Raw genomic sequence first — 14,333 nt, 5'->3', positions numbered from 1 at the left:
CGGGGAGGATTCCGGACGTTCAATGTCCCAAATCCTCCCCACTCGGGCGTGTGCCGGGGCCATGTCCCTGAACCCCTGTTGATCAAGCTCCGCACCGGTGCGAGCCCGCGACGAATAGTTGCCTGACCTGCAAGACCTCGACTTCGCCGAGACCCTGACTTGCAAAGCAGGGAAGGAGTCCTTCCTGTACTTCAAGCGAGCGTCACGCCTGGCACTTGGCCTTCACCGCCGCCGCCGCGTGATGCGCGTAAGTCTTCTTCGAACCCGACCAGTCCCGGCCCCGGTTGAGCAGCTGGACGGCCAGCTTGGCGCCGTTGATCCGGAACGTGCCGACATTTACCCACCTGCCGCGGTTCGCGATCTGGTCGACCTGGAACGTCCCGACCGGGGTGCCCTTCTCCACCGCGAACCGGTCGTAGACGCGGTAGACCGACGGACTGCCACCGACGGCGGTGAGGTCGCCGTTCGGGATGAACACCGTGACAGTGCATGTTCCGGTGGTCACCGGGCCGGTGTTGAACGTCCACAACCCGTACGCGCCGGGGTCGTCCTTGTTCGCGTCGCCGGACATGGGGACGGACGCGAACGACGTGCCGCAGCCGCCGTTTCCGTGGTTCACCCAGCCCGCCTTGCCGTCGCTGTAGGCCCCGACGCCGGTGAATCCGGTGCCACCACCGCATCCCTTGCCCGCCGTGCCCTCGTAGGACATTGTCTTGGCCGCGGCAGGCGGAGCGGGCGGGCCCTGAGGCTGGTTCTGCGGCTGTCGCACCGGTCCCGGCCCGCCACCGCCCGCCGGGACACCGGGGACGGCCGGTGTCCCCGCTTCGGCTGGTGCGCCCGCCTGTCCGGCGGGGACACCGTCGACCGGCTGCCCCGGGAGTGCTTGACCGGGCTGTGCACCGGGTTGACTTCCCGGCAAGCCACCGGAGTTGTCCGTCGGCGGAGCCGCCAAGCCTGGCACGAACCCGCCGCCCGGCGGGAGATCCTGCGCGTATCCGGCGTCTTTCGATCCTTCGCCGGGATTGTCGTCGCCCAGCAGCCCGCCGAAGGCCATCGGCAGGGCGACCAGCACGACACCGGCGACCGCCGCCGCGACGATCACCGGTTTGGGCATCCGGCCCGGCGTCGACCCTTCGGCCGCGGTGCTCGCGTCCACGACCGGGGGAACCGCGCCCGCGGCGACGGTCTCGGTGGCGGACGACGTGGTTTCGGTGTCCGCCTTCGCTTCCGTGACGGCGGGTGTCGCTTCCGCCGCGGCGACCGCGACACCCGTGGACTGATCTGCCTCCGTGGGCATGGTGTTCCCGCTTCCTTGGTCGTTGACTAGCGCTTGAGACCTTTGTGGACGTTCGCGATGTTCGCGCTCTCCGCCGCGGCGAGCTGTGCCGCCATGCCCTTCGTCACGTTGGTCTGGTTCTCGACGACCGTGCTGATCGAGGTGAAGGCACCCTCGATCTTCGCCGCCGGGGCATGGAGATTCTCTTTGATCTCCTCACCCATCTCGTCGTCGCCGCAGGCTTCGAGCAGCAGATCGATGCGATCCTGGCCGAGTTCGCAGATCCGGTACATCTTCGCCGCGATCGACTGGTATCCCTCGGAAATGACCTCCATGGCCCTCGGATCCGCACTGAAGTTCGCCATGGTCTCCCCGTCCTCATCCGGTGGTGGTGCCCGTGCCATGGCCGGCAGCGGGTTTCTGGCCGAGCCCGAACGTGTAGTCGTGTTCCGGGTTCATGCTCTGCTGGACGGGCGCCCGCGACCGTCGACCGCGTCTGCCCAGTACGGCGGGCGCGACCGCCGGATCGGTGCCCCAGGTCTTCTCGTCCTCGGCGAGCCACGTCGTCCGGTCGCGTTCGCTCTTCCCTTGCCCCGCACCGCCGGGGCCACCGGCCATCGGCGGGTAGAACGGCACGCCGTTGCCCGAAGCGCCCTTGGGATTACCGAGCTGCCCCTGCCCCGTGGTGGGCGGAGCCGCCGTTTTCCCGCCTGGCGAAGACACTTCCGGCGACACACCGCCCCTGCCGCCGCCGAGCGATCCCGGTCCACTGTGGAAGTTCGCCTGCGGGTCGTACCTCGACATCGTGATCGGCAGGGAGTCCGGTGCGCGCAGCGGCGGCAACTGCGGAGGAGGCGTGCGCCGCAACGACTTGAGGTGCCGTTCCAGCGCCGACTCCCCGTTGCTCCCGATCCGGACGCCCCCCGGCGCCGGATAAGGCTTGCGCAGCCGGTCTTTCTGTCCGAGGTTCCCGGCGCCCCTCGGGCCGATGATCTCGCCGTTCCCGCTCACCCGCGAGCCCGGCGGGACGATGATCGGCCTGCCGTCAGGGCCCAGCACGGGCTTGCCGTTGGGGCCGATGACGACGCCGTCCGGGCCGACGTACGAACCGGTCGGCACCTTCAGGAACGGGTCCGGCCCGCCGATCGAGGTGTTCGGCCCGCCGGGAACGGGAGGACCGGTCTTGATGAACGGTGGCGGAGGTGGGGGCGGTGCCGAGGATTTCTCGGTGACGACCGGTCCTTCGTCCTTGGCCGGGCCGTCGCCCCCGTTGGGACCGGGCCCGCTGTCCCCCTGGCCACCCCCGCCGGTGCCGCCGTCACCGGTGCCACCGGAAAGGTTCAGATAGACCGGTGTCCGGATTTCCGGTAGGTACTGCCTGGCCGTCCAGTAGGTCGCCTCCAGCAAGCCGACCGCGCCGGCGCCCCAACTGTCCACCAGGACGAGATGCTCGCCCCAGACCCGCTTCGCCGCCAGTTCCAGCTTCTCCCGGGGTCCGGTCTCGCTGAACTTGCCGCCGAGGAGCTTGCTCGCCGGCGTGTTGTCCCCCACCGCGTCCGCGTAGTAGCTGTGGGCCTTGTGGCTGTTGACGTCCTTGACCAGTGCGGGTGCCTGCCAGATCGCGCGGACCACACCGATGGGGGTGGACAGCTCCTGTCCGGTTCCCGTGACCGGGAAACCCAGCCCGGTGTCGTAGGTGAAGGAGTTGTCTCCCGCCCAGATTTCGCGTCCGTCGTGAAGGAACCCGGCGACGTGTTCCATCAGCTGCATCGCGTCCCGCAGCGCGACCCAGGACGCGCGTTCGCGGCTCATCTGCTCGATCAGGTTGGTGCAGCGGTGAGTGAGCCTGTCCAGCACCGTCCAGAACGCCGCCGCGCCGGTGCCTTGGAAGTCGTCACCGCGGTGCCCGGTCTTGTCCCGCCAGGTCTGCAGCGGATACAACTGCTCGAACAGCAGGTTCGCCGTTCCGCCCAGCGTGTTCGCCGCCCGCTCGAACGTGGACCGCTTGGCGATGTCGTTCGAATCGTCGCGCAAGGAGTTCACGATCTTGTCGATGTTGGCCGAATACGTCGCCGCCAGTTCGGTCATTTCCGGGGTCGCGTCGGCGGTGGCGTAGTACGACGTGTAGGCCGTCATGATCTCGGCGTGGATCAGGTTCGTCGGCACCTTGTTGCTCGGGCCGCGGATATGCGTGTGGGTGCCCCAAGAAAGCCAGGTCTTCTTGATGATGTCCGCCCGCGAGGGCACGATGGGAAAGTTGGGTTCCGAGGAGAAGATGTTGAGCGCCTGCTCCCACTTCCACGTCCGCGAGTCCGGCCCGCCCAGGATCACGGGATCAGTCCCCTCGCCTGCCGAAAACGTCCGAAGGCGCCTCGTTCCAGAGCGCCGAGAACGCCTTGTCGACCTCGGTGGTGCCCGTCATGGCCGCACGGAGGTCGTCACGCTGATCCATGAGCGGACCGAACACCTCGACCACCGTGTCCGCCATCTCCCGCCGGGCGCGGCCGAGCACGTCGAGCAGCGTCCTCGCCAGTTGCTCCGGCGGCATGGAGCGGTACTTCGTCGTGTGGAACTTCATGCCCACCACGGTGTTCTGCGCGTCCACGGTCACCGTGACCAGATGATCCGCGGAGGTCGCGGAAGTCGTCCGCGACGCGAGTTCGGCCTTCGCCGACTCGATCCGGTCACGCTGATCCTTCAGCGTGGCCATAGCCTGGTGAAGTTGCTCCTCCAGCCAGTCGGCCATCGTTTCCTCCCTGTCCGTAGTTGTTCGGGCCACCGGCACCCCGTCCCGCGAGCCGCCTGCCGCGTTTGCGGGCACCCAGCACCGACGGCGGGAGCTTCGGATCGGTACCCCAGGTCTCCTCGTCTTCGGCGAGCCACGTCGTCCGGTCGCGTTCGCCCTTGTTCTGGTCCGCGCCCCCTCCTGCTCCTGCCCCGCCCGCGGTGGGCGGGTAGAACGGCACGCCGCCCATCCCGTTCTGTGGCGCGCCGCCGCTCTGCTGGTTCTTGACCAGCGACGGACCGCCCTCGGTCGTCACCGGCTTCCCTGGCGGCGACGTGGTCGTCTCGGGCTTGCCGTCACCGGCCGAACCGATCGACCCCGGATGCGGCGCGGACCCCGAAAATCCACTGTGGACACCCAGCGGTCCGCCGGACGAAAGCGAGACCGGCGAGTGCGTCCCGGGCAGCAACGTCGGAATCGACGGGGCGTTGTTGCCGCGTAACGACTTCAGGTACTGATCGAGGTCGTTCTGCTGAGTGCCGTCCTTCTTGATTGGATCCGGCCGGGCCAGCCGGTCCTTCTCAGTGAGCTTGTCGCCCTTCGGGCCGATGATGTCGCCGTTGGGGCCGATCCGGGAACCCGGCGGCACGACGACCTGCCGCCCGAACGGATCGAGCAACGGTTTTTTGTCCGGGCCGAGCACGACGCCGTCCGGCCTGATCGTCGACCCCGACGGCACCTTCAGCCGGTCATCCGGCTTCGGGCCGACGGGCGGCGGCTTGTCCGGGTTGTTCGGGTTCGGGAACAAGGGGTTGTTCTTGTCCACCGGCGGCGGAACCGGCACCTTGGGCCCGTTGGGTCCGTTTGGCCCCTTGGTGTCCTTGTCACCCTTGGTGGGGTCGGGGATCTTCGGCGGTCCGTCCTTGGGCCCGGGCGGCGGCTTCGGCGGCCCGTCCTTCGACCCCGGCGGCGGAGGCGGGGTCTGCGACCCCGGAGGAGGCGGAGGCGTGGTCGGCGGCGGTTTATGGAGATTGAGCCGCCTTGGCTCCCGGATCTGCGGCAGCAGAAGACCCAACGCGCTGTAGTTCGGGGGAAGGTCTTTGAGCACGGCGTTGGCGGCGACGTCCAACGTGCGCTCGATGTGGTCGGTCCAAAGACCTTTCGCCGCCTCCATGATCCCTTCCCAGAAGGCGGGACTTCTGGCGTCCGCCCCGAGCAGGTCGCTTTTCGGGTAGCGTTCTTCGAAACCCCAGTAACTGTCGGTGGACCTGTTGCTTTTCAGATCCGCCGTGAATTTCGGGCTGTTCCAAATCGCGGTCAGGCAGCCACCCGGCCAGGCCAGCTGGTTGCCCGGCACAGTGATGCTGTCGAACTTCGCGGTGGGGCAAGGGACCGAGAGAGGCGACATCCATTCGGCATAACCCTGGTGAAGCCGGTCGAAAGCCCATCGAAGACCAACGGCGGCTTCGTTGACATCCTTCGTGTCGAGATTGTCCTCGGGAGTTTTTGTCTTGAGGTCGTCAGGCCGCGTTCCCAACTGGCTCACGAGGTTGTCGCACCGGAAGACAAGCCCGTCCAGGACGTCCCGGAACGCGCCGGCGCCGGTGCCCTGGAAGTCGTCGCCCTTCTTCCCGACCTTGTCCCGCCAGCCACCCAAACCGGTGGACATCCCGGCGAGAAGGGACTTCGTACCGTTCAGCGCGTTGAACGCCTTGGTGAACGTGGACGGCTGCGCCACCGGGTTGGTGTTGTAGTAGCCGTTCATGGAGTCGAGGATGTCGTCCAGGCCGCCGTAGTACGCGGTCATCACCGGCCCGAACGCCTCGTAGTTCGCGCTGGCCGCCGCCCAGAACTCTCTCGTGGTCGAGTAGCTGTTGACGGTGTAGTCCCACCCTTTGGGTTTGTAGCCGTGATAGTGCCGGGTGGAGGACCAGACATCCCACTTGAGCCACTGGACGTTCAGGATGGTCTCGCGAAGGGGCATCTTCGCCAGCTCACCCGTCGGGCCGCTGCCGGTGAAGTAGTTGAGGACGTCCTCCCACGGCGTCTTCGATCCCCCTGGAAGTCCGGAAGTCATCGCGGCTCAGCTCCCCGTGCCACCGTTGTTACCACCGGGGGGCGGCGGAGCGGAAGTGGTCGTGAAGATCTCGCCGAGCTGGCTCATGTTCAGCTCGGTGGACAGTTTGAGGTTCTCGTCCTCGCCCTTCTCCGCGATGTCGACCACGTACGAGATGTTCTCGTTCAAAGTGATCAGCTGTTTCCGGATCGCGTCGACCTGGTTGTACAACGTCGGCGCCGTCCCGGTGGTGGGGGCTTCGTACTTCTCGATCAGCAGCCTGGCGGGCTCCCACGCCTCGGAACCCGCCAGCAGCCGCCGTTTCCCGGCGGCGCTGTTCACGGTCTGGGCCAGCTCCGCGACATTCGGATCCTTCAGCAGATCGTCGACCATCTTCCGCAGGACCTTGTCCTGGAAATCTTTCAGAAAACTGATGGTGATCTTGATGTCGCCGCTGTCCGCCATGCTCCTTCTCCTTTCCCCGCGACCGGCCTCGACCTAGATTCCCTGGAACTTCGCCCCGATGTTCTGGTCGGTGCGCGTGTAGTTCTCGAAGGACATGGACAACGTCTGGTGGCCCTTTTTGAAGCGGCCTTCCATGGCGCTGGTCGTGGCGTGCCACTTGCGCTGCAGTTCCGTGTAGGACGTCGCACCCTGACCGAGCCAGGTGTCGGTCATCGGCTTGATGGACTTCTCCAGATCGAGCAGCGCGTTGTCGATCGCCTTGCTCAGCCCGACCATCCGCTCGGCAAGGTGCGGAAGGTTGCCGCTGACCGCGAAACCGTCGTAAGGGGTGGTCATGATCGTTTCCTCTCGGTACGGGGGATTACGCCGGTCAGGACAGTTCTTTGAGGACGCGGTCGCTTTCGCCGCCGAACGACGACATCGCCACCAGGTTGATCTCGTCCTCGGCGGTGTTCATCTGCTGGTCGCTCGCGTTGACCATTTCCTTGATCTCCGTGAGCAGCGCGAGAACCTGGACGTAATCCGTTTCCCACGCCTCGAGCTGGGTGAGGAAGGTCTGGGAAGCCGCGCCCTGCCAGTCGTTCTTCAAGTCGGCCCGGACCGACGTCACGCCTCCGTGGATCCTCTTGCACTCGCTTTCGCATTCCTCGATGGCCGTGAGGCCACCCTTCATGCCCGAGTCGGTCTTTTGAAAATGCGGCATGCTCATCGGTTGTCGTCCTTCCCGTGGTGTCGCTGACGCTCCAGGGCAAGCTCACCAACACCGGGCGCGGGAGACCATGCGGAACCACCGGCAGAAGTCGCGGCACCGGTTCCTCTGGTCAGGAACCGCACGTGGTGGCCGCGGGCAGCACCGCGCCCCCGTCACGCAGCACCGACGGGTCCAGCGCGGCCCCGGTCGGCAGCAGGTTCAGCAGGGTCGTCGGCAAACCGCGGGACCCGGCAGGGTCGAGGGAGAGCGCCTTGGCACCCTCCGGCGGCACGGGATACTTCACGCCGGTGTCGGTCACGAGGAAGAGCGCGTCGCCGGGCCTCCCCGACGCGGCCGTCGCCCTGACGAGGGCACCGGAGCCGGGCCGCACCGCGATCCGGTCGACCCGCGCACAGGGCGCCGCGACACCGGGCTGGTCGAACGGCGGCTGCCCGGCACCGGAAAGCCGGTCGGCGACCGCGACCTGGGTGCGCGGCGTGTCGCCGTCCGGGGTGACGAGAGCGCACAGTGCTTGTCCACTGTGGAGGGTGGTCGCCTTCGGCGGTTTCAGGGGCGGCGGTGGTTCGGCCGGGGACAGGTGTTCGCTGACCACCCGGCCGGGCAGCGACGCCACCGCGGCTTCCCCGCCGTCGTAGGCGAGGCGGCGGACCTCCGGATCGACCGTCAGCAGCCGCGCGTCGAGTTCCGAGATCGGCCGGAGCCCCGACTTCGTGAGTACGTAAGGTTGCGCCGGCTCGCCTGCCACCGTGTACAGCCTGCCGACCGCGCCGAGGCCCGGCACCGCGGTACCGAGCCCGTCGATCGCGGGCGGCCCGAAGTCCGGTCCGGCGGGAAGTGCGTCGAGCAGCGCGGCCGGCGCCCTCACCAGCTGCAGGACGCCGTCCAGCGCGTCGAGCGCGCCCCGTTCGGTCGCCACGCGATGACGTTTGCCGCGCCACAGCAGGAAGTTCACCCCGTCCGGGGCGACGGCCACGACCGCGGCGTCGTCGCCGAGGGGATTCGCGGTGACCCCGCCCACCCGCAGGGACGTCGGCCCGGACCGGTCACGGCCGGTCACGGCGCACACCTCCCACGGGTCGGCCGCGAGTGACGGCGGTGAGTCGGGCGCGCCGATGATGCCCAGCGGGTCACCGCGGGGCACGTCCTTCAGCGACGCCTCGGCGACGTGCTTCACGACCAGCTGGTTGCCCGCGACCAGTTTGGCCGAGGCGTAGTTCAGCACCGGCAGCAGTTTGCCGCCCGCGTAGAGGAAGCGCGCGCCGGAGGAATCCGCGATGACGAGCGCGCCCTCCACCCGCCATGACTTGTTCCCGCCCGGTGAGATGAGGCCGAACACCAGCGTGCCGAGGCAGGCGAGGACGGCGATCAGCACGCCGATGACGCTGCCCCGGTACGTCCGGTTCAGCGGGCTTTCCGGCGCGTCCGGATCGACCCGCAGCAAGGCCGACGACAGTCTGCCCAGCATGAACTTGTGTGCCTGGACCTGATCGGTCTTCGAGTTCATGGTCAGCCCCCGAGACCGCGCATGAAGGCGAAGACGCCGAGCAGCCACAGTGCCAGCGGCAGCAGCGACACCGCCGCGAGGGTCTCCGCGAGATCCGCGAGCCTGCCCCACTGCGGCAGCAGCCTGCGGCCGGGCAGCGTCCACCTGGCCACGATCAGCACGGCGGCGAGCAGGAACACCCCAGCCACCATCGGCAGCGGGCTCGCCGAGTCCTGCTGGGTGGCGAGCAGCAGCCGCAGCACACCGTAGACCCCCGGCACGATCACCGGGAGCCGCTGCCACACGCTGCCGAGCGCACGGCCGTGCACCAGCAGCAAGGTGCTGAGCACGGCGGCGAACGTGGTGGCCTGCCAGGAAGTGTCCCGGACCACGAATTCGATCGAGACGACGCAGGAGGCACCGATCGCGGTGAACAACGCGGTCACGAAGCCGTCCGCGACGCGGCCCTTGCCGACGACCTCGTCACCGGCGTGCGGTTCGAGTTCCTCCTGCAGTTCACGGGCGCTGGTGGGCAGTCCCGGCAGCCGCAGCCCGGCGAGCCGGAAGGCGATCCGCGGCACGAACGCGCCGAGCAGCACGGCGAGCACCGCGATGATCGTCGCCGAAGCGGCGGCGCTCACGCCGCCGAGCATCAGCACCAGGCCGCCGGAGGCGCACAACAAGCCGAGGGTGGCGACGGAGACGAACACCGGCGCGGCACCCGCCACCGCGGCGAGTCCGAGCGCGGCCGCTCCCGCGCCCGCCACGCAGGCGGCCAGCAGCCGCGCGCCGGTGAGCACCGTGCCTTCCGGTCCGCTGGGGACGATCGAGCCCGCCAGGCCGACGAACGGAACCGCTGCCAGCGCCAGCGCGAGTGCCGCGGTCCCGTCGCCAAGCGCGCGTGCCGCGGTGGCCGAGCAGACCAGCAGGAAGATCGCCGCGGCGGCGGCCGCGACCAGCGTCGGCCATGCCGCCGGGGCGGACACCAGCAGCCCGAACGCGAAGGCGACGAACGCCAGGACACAGCCGAGCATCGTCCATCGCGTCGCCTGCGGGCTCCACGAGTCCGGACGGCCGCGGGCTTCGGTGGACAGCCCGTCGATGATGTCGTCGAAGTGGACGGTCGGGAGCTGCTCGCGGCGGGGCCGCAGATGCACGGTCTCGCCGTCGCGCAGGTTCAGCGAATCGACGGTGGCTTCCTGGTCCAGCGGTGGATCCCCGAGCCGCTGCAGCGTCCAGCCGTCGTGGTCCACACCTTCCTCGGCGAGCTCACGGCCCGCGTGACCGAGGATCGTCGGCATCAGATCGATCAGGGGGATGTCGACCGGCACCGCCAGCTCGAAGCAGGCGGAAGGGGCACGGACCCGGAGTTTGCACAGTCCTGAAGTGGTCGCCATGGCACACGCCTTCGGTTCGGCGACCGACGCGCGGCATCACGAGTGAACCGTCGCGTGGTCGGATTTCGTCACCTCTTGTGGAGCCGCCACCACAGCGCGTCCGAGAGGGAAGGAATCCTGGCTTGAGTGTAATCACCTTCCGCAAGGGGCCGCGACGGCCAGGACCGGAAATGCCCGAGGGCGAGCTGAGCATCCAGGAACCGCCGACGCTGCCCGAAGTCCAGCGCAGTGCCGGCGCGGTCATGATGTACCTGCCGATGGCGCTGTCGTCGACGGCGACCGTGCTGCTGTTCGTCCGGCCGGGCGAGAACGGCGCGTTCAGCTATCTGGCCGCCGGGCTGATGACGGTGTCGTCGATGGCCATGCTGGTCGGGCAGCTCGGCCGCAGTGCGGGCGAGCGCAAACAGAAACTCAACGACGCCCGGCGCGACTACCTCCGCTACCTGGCCCAGTCCCGGCGCAAGGTCCGTGAAGTGGTCACGAGCCAGCGGAAAGCCCTCGCCTGGCGGCACCCCGATCCGACGTCGCTGTGGTCGCTGCCGGGCACGTCGCGGATGTGGGAACGCGACGCGCAGGACGAGGACTTCGGGGAGATCCGGATCGCCAGGGGCCCGCAGCGCCTCGCCTGGCGGTTGAACCCGTTGTCCACCAAACCCGTCGACGATCTGGAGCCGCTGTCCGCGCACGCGCTGCGCCGGTTCATCCATGCCTACGGCACCGTGGACGGCCAGCCGGTCGCGGTGTTCCTGCCGTCGTTCGCCAGGATCCTCATCCGCACCGAGGGCGAGGACACCGAACCGATCCAGGCACTCGCGCGGTCGATGATCGCCCACCTCGCCGTCTTCCACTCCCCCGCGGAACTGCGGATCGTCGTGCTCGCCTCACCGGAACGGCGGGCGGCGTGGGAGTGGGTGAAATGGCTGCCGCACAACCTGCACCCCAGTGAGACCGACGGCGCGGGCGAGGCCCGGCTCGTGGTGGAGTCGACCGCGGAGCTGGAGAACGCGCTCAGCGACGAGTTCGCGATCAGGCCGGGGTTCGATCCCGACGCGCTACCGGACAGCCACGAACCGTGCGTGATGCTGTTCGTCGACGGCGCCACCGTGCCGCCCACCTCCCGGCTGGCCGGTGACGGCTACCGCAACACGACGGTCGTGGACCTCTCCTCCGCCCTGTCCGAAAAGGACGATCAGCAGACACTGCGGTTCCGGCTCGATGGCGGGACGCTGAAGCTGATCACGGTGGACCAGCACAACAAGGAGGTCGCCGGCGACCTCGGGCGGCCGGACGGGATCGGTCTCCACACCGCGACCGCGCTGGCGACGCGGCTGGCGCCGTACCGGGTCGGCGCGCGGCAGCGATCGGCCGAGCCGATGAACGCCGACTTCGACCTGACCGCCATGCTGGGCATCACCGACATCCAGACCTACGACGTCGCGGCGGGCTGGGCGGCGAAACGGCTGGGCGGCAGGCTACGGGTGCCGCTGGGCGTCGGCCCGACCGGTGCGCCGATCGACCTCGACATCAAGGAATCCGCCCAGTCGGGCATGGGCCCGCACGGCATGCTGATCGGCGCGACCGGCTCCGGGAAGTCCGAACTGCTGCGCACCCTGGTGCTGGCGCTCGCCCTCACGCATTCCTCGGAGATCCTGAACTTCGTCCTCGTGGACTTCAAGGGTGGCGCGACCTTCCTCGGCCTGGACGGTCTGCCGCACACCTCCGCGGTGATCACCAACCTCGCCGACGAGGCCGCGCTGGTCGGCCGGATGCGCGAGGCGCTCAACGGTGAACTGGTGCGGCGCCAGGAACTTCTGCGCAAGGCGGGCAACTACAGCTCGGCACTGGACTACGAACGGGCCCGCGCGAACGGGACACCGCTGGCTCCCCTGCCCACGCTCTTCCTGGTGGTGGACGAATTCAGTGAGCTGCTGTCGGCGCACCGGGACTTCATGGACCTGTTCATCATGATCGGCAGGCTCGGCCGCTCGCTGGGGGTGCACCTGCTGCTCGCTTCCCAGCGGCTGGACGAAAGCCGGATCCACCAGCTGGAATCGCATCTGTCCTACCGGATCGGCCTGCGCACCTTCTCCGCGATGGAAAGCCGGGGCGTGCTGGGCGTGCCGGACGCGTACCAGCTGCCGTCCGATCCGGGCAACGGCTTCCTCAAGAGTGGCACCGCGGCGCTGGACCGGTTCAAGGCGGCGTACGTCTCCGGGCCGCACCGGGTGGTGCGGCGGAACGTAAAACAAGCCGTGGTGGCACAACAGATCGTGCCGTTCACCTCGAAGTTCACCGCCCGCCGCGATCCGGAGCCCGAGCCGGTTCCGGTGCCCGAAGCCGAGCCGGAGGGTGCGGTGCCGAGCCTGCTGGAGCTGGCCGTCGACCGGCTCCGGGACAGCGGTCCCCCCGCGCACCAAGTGTGGCTGCCGCCGCTGGACGCGCCCGGCTCACTGGACGAACTGCTGCCGCCGCTCGTGGAGACCGCCGACCGCGGCCTCAGCGCGCGGGACTGGCCCGGTGTCGGCGCGTTGGCCGTGCCGATCGGCCTGGTGGACCGGCCGTTCGAACAGACAAGGGATCCGCTGCTGGTCGATCTGGCAGGCAGCGACGGGCACGTCGCCATCGTCGGCGGGCCGCAGAGCGGCAAGAGCACGGCCCTGCGGACCCTGATCACCTCGCTGGCGCTGACGCACACCCCGGCGGAGGTCCAGTTCTACTGCCTCGACTTCGGTGGCGGAACGCTGTCGAGCCTGCGGAAACTTCCGCACGTCGGCGGCGTGACCGGACGGCTGGACGTCGAGCGCATCCACCGCACCATCGGCGAGGTCACCGCGCTGCTGACGCGCCGGGAACGGTTCTTCACCGACCACGACATCGACTCGATGACCACCTACCGGCGCAAACGGGCGGCGGGCGAGTTCGCCGACCAGCGGCACGGCGACGTGTTCCTGGTGGTGGACGGCTGGTCCACCATCCGGCAGGACTTCATGGACCTGCTGCCGACGTTCGTCGAACTGGCCTCGCGCGGTCTCAACTACGGCATCCACCTGATGCTGGCGTCGAGCCGGTGGAGCGAGATCATCAGCGCAGTGCGCGACCTGGTCGGCACGCAGCTCGAACTGCGGCTCGGCGACCCGGTCGACTCGGTGATCAACATGCGGGCCGCGGCGACCGTCCCGAAGATCCCCGGCCGCGGCCTCACCGACAAGGAACTGCACTTCCTCACCTCCCTGCCGTCGATCGACGGCGCGGAGGGCGACGTCGCCGAGCACGTCGAGACCCTGGTGAGCCGGATCGCCGCGGCCTGGCCTGGCCCGTCCGCTCCCCCGGTCCGGATGCTGCCCGTGGTACTGGACCGGGCCGAACTGCCCGCGCCGGACGCGGACGTGCGGCTCGCCCTCGGCCTGGACGACCAGCGGCTCGAACCGCTGTGGCACGACTTCGAGGACAACCCGCACCTGATGGTCGTCGGGGACGTGGAGTCCGGGAAGACGAACCTGCTGCGGCTGGTGATCGACGGGATCACCCAGAGGTACGACCCGCAGGAGGCCCGGATCATCACGGTGGACTACCGCCGCGGCCTGTACGACGCCGTGCCCCAGGAGTACAGACTGGGCTACGCGGTGTCCGGCGACTCGGTGCGGGACATGATCGACGGCGTCGCCCGCGCGGTGCGGACCCGGATCCCCGGACCGGACATCACCCCGGCCCGCCTGCGATTGCGCGACTGGTGGACCGGGCCGCAGGTGTTCGTGGTGATCGACGACTACGACATGGTCGCGTCGTCGTCGAACGCGCTGTTCCAGCAACTGTTCGATCCGCTGGCGCAAGGAAACGCGCTGGGCCTGCACCTGATCGTGGCCCGTGGCGCCAACGGCATCGGCCGCGGCGCCAACGATCCTCTGCTGCGACGCCTCACCGAGGTCAACACCCCGGTGATGCTGCTGTCCTGCCCCCTGTCGGAAGGCATGGTGTTCGGCGAGGTCCGGCCGCGGGTGCTGACCCCTGGCCGGGCGCAGTACGTCACGCGGCGCGGCACGACCGTGGTGCAGACCGCGCTCTCGGCCCACGAAGCGGAACTCGTCACGAAATGACCGGCTCGCCCTCCCTCGCCGCGACCACCCCCGGCGGCGAGGGAGGGCCACCCGGCGGCGGGCCCAGCCGCCGGAGTCGAGCGCTCCGTGCAGGAGTCCTGCACGGACTGCCGACGTGATCCCTG

General features: G+C 68.9%; 11 protein-coding genes. 1 reads left to right on the top strand and 10 read right to left on the bottom strand.

Translation table 11 applies throughout. From position 1 onward, the window contains the following. Positions 1–202: 202 nt before the first annotated feature. From ACM6LU_RS33570 to eccD, 10 genes are all read right to left on the bottom strand, one after another. The gene (locus ACM6LU_RS33570) at positions 203–1,297 is read right to left on the bottom strand and encodes a hypothetical protein (protein ID WP_414941847.1); all 1,095 of its coding nucleotides are present in this window, start codon (positions 1,295–1,297) and stop codon (positions 203–205) included. Between the two features lie 26 nt (positions 1,298–1,323). Beyond that, positions 1,324–1,641, bottom strand: a complete 318-nt coding sequence (locus ACM6LU_RS33565) for a hypothetical protein (protein WP_414941846.1) — start codon at positions 1,639–1,641, stop codon at positions 1,324–1,326. A 13-nt stretch (positions 1,642–1,654) separates the two neighbouring features. Continuing rightward, the gene (locus ACM6LU_RS33560; RefSeq protein ID WP_414941845.1) at positions 1,655–3,607 is read right to left on the bottom strand and encodes a hypothetical protein; all 1,953 of its coding nucleotides are present in this window, start codon (positions 3,605–3,607) and stop codon (positions 1,655–1,657) included. 4 nt (positions 3,608–3,611) lie between these two features. Further along, entirely contained in the window at positions 3,612–4,022 is a 411-nt protein-coding gene (locus tag ACM6LU_RS33555; RefSeq protein ID WP_414941844.1) for a YbaB/EbfC family nucleoid-associated protein, read from the bottom strand. Then, positions 3,961–6,078 (bottom strand): hypothetical protein, encoded by a 2,118-nt coding sequence (locus ACM6LU_RS33550; protein WP_414941843.1) that lies wholly within the window; start codon positions 6,076–6,078, stop codon positions 3,961–3,963. Before ACM6LU_RS33550 ends, ACM6LU_RS33555 begins: the two co-directional genes overlap by 62 nt. Before the next feature lie 6 nt (positions 6,079–6,084). Then, the gene (locus ACM6LU_RS33545) at positions 6,085–6,522 is read right to left on the bottom strand and encodes a hypothetical protein (RefSeq protein ID WP_414941842.1); all 438 of its coding nucleotides are present in this window, start codon (positions 6,520–6,522) and stop codon (positions 6,085–6,087) included. A 33-nt stretch (positions 6,523–6,555) separates the two neighbouring features. Then, positions 6,556–6,858 carry a WXG100 family type VII secretion target gene (locus tag ACM6LU_RS33540; RefSeq protein ID WP_414941841.1) on the bottom strand — a complete coding sequence of 101 codons (303 nt, stop codon included), beginning with the start codon at positions 6,856–6,858 and terminating at the stop codon, positions 6,556–6,558. Between the two features lie 34 nt (positions 6,859–6,892). Beyond that, positions 6,893–7,195, bottom strand: a complete 303-nt coding sequence (locus ACM6LU_RS33535) for a WXG100 family type VII secretion target (protein WP_414941904.1) — start codon at positions 7,193–7,195, stop codon at positions 6,893–6,895. 148 nt (positions 7,196–7,343) lie between these two features. Continuing rightward, a complete protein-coding gene (gene eccB / locus ACM6LU_RS33530) occupies positions 7,344–8,738 on the bottom strand; it encodes a type VII secretion protein EccB (RefSeq protein ID WP_414941840.1) in 1,395 nt (464 codons plus the stop codon). Between the two features lie 2 nt (positions 8,739–8,740). After that, positions 8,741–10,114 carry a type VII secretion integral membrane protein EccD gene (eccD, locus tag ACM6LU_RS33525; protein ID WP_414941839.1) on the bottom strand — a complete coding sequence of 458 codons (1,374 nt, stop codon included), beginning with the start codon at positions 10,112–10,114 and terminating at the stop codon, positions 8,741–8,743. A gap of 122 nt (positions 10,115–10,236) precedes the next feature. Here eccD and eccCa point away from each other — a divergent pair, with 122 nt between their 5' ends. After that, on the top strand, positions 10,237–14,208 hold the full coding sequence (eccCa, locus tag ACM6LU_RS33520) for a type VII secretion protein EccCa (RefSeq protein ID WP_414941838.1): 3,972 nt from the start codon (positions 10,237–10,239) through the stop codon (positions 14,206–14,208). The last annotated feature ends 125 nt before the right edge of the window (positions 14,209–14,333 follow it).

The sequence above is a fragment of the Amycolatopsis sp. cmx-11-51 genome (genome assembly GCF_047608665.1).
In the GTDB taxonomy this organism is placed as follows: Bacteria; Actinomycetota; Actinomycetes; order Mycobacteriales; family Pseudonocardiaceae; genus Amycolatopsis.
Note: the sequence above shows the minus strand (reverse complement) of the source record. Positions and strands in the feature narration are given on the sequence as shown.

What these genes read in the sequence shown, in the direction of transcription:
- ACM6LU_RS33570 (WP_414941847.1), bottom strand. Translation starts at nt 1,297, where the DNA reads ATGCCCACGGAGGCAGATCAGTCCACGGGTGTCGCGGTCGCCGCGGCG.
- ACM6LU_RS33565 (WP_414941846.1), bottom strand. Translation starts at nt 1,641, where the DNA reads ATGGCGAACTTCAGTGCGGATCCGAGGGCCATGGAGGTCATTTCCGAG.
- ACM6LU_RS33555 (WP_414941844.1), bottom strand. Translation starts at nt 4,022, where the DNA reads ATGGCCGACTGGCTGGAGGAGCAACTTCACCAGGCTATGGCCACGCTG.
- ACM6LU_RS33550 (WP_414941843.1), bottom strand. Translation starts at nt 6,078, where the DNA reads ATGACTTCCGGACTTCCAGGGGGATCGAAGACGCCGTGGGAGGACGTC.
- ACM6LU_RS33545 (WP_414941842.1), bottom strand. Translation starts at nt 6,522, where the DNA reads ATGGCGGACAGCGGCGACATCAAGATCACCATCAGTTTTCTGAAAGAT.
- ACM6LU_RS33540 (WP_414941841.1), bottom strand. Translation starts at nt 6,858, where the DNA reads ATGACCACCCCTTACGACGGTTTCGCGGTCAGCGGCAACCTTCCGCAC.
- ACM6LU_RS33535 (WP_414941904.1), bottom strand. Translation starts at nt 7,195, where the DNA reads ATGAAGGGTGGCCTCACGGCCATCGAGGAATGCGAAAGCGAGTGCAAG.
- eccB (WP_414941840.1), bottom strand. Translation starts at nt 8,738, where the DNA reads ATGAACTCGAAGACCGATCAGGTCCAGGCACACAAGTTCATGCTGGGC.
- eccD (WP_414941839.1), bottom strand. Translation starts at nt 10,114, where the DNA reads ATGGCGACCACTTCAGGACTGTGCAAACTCCGGGTCCGTGCCCCTTCC.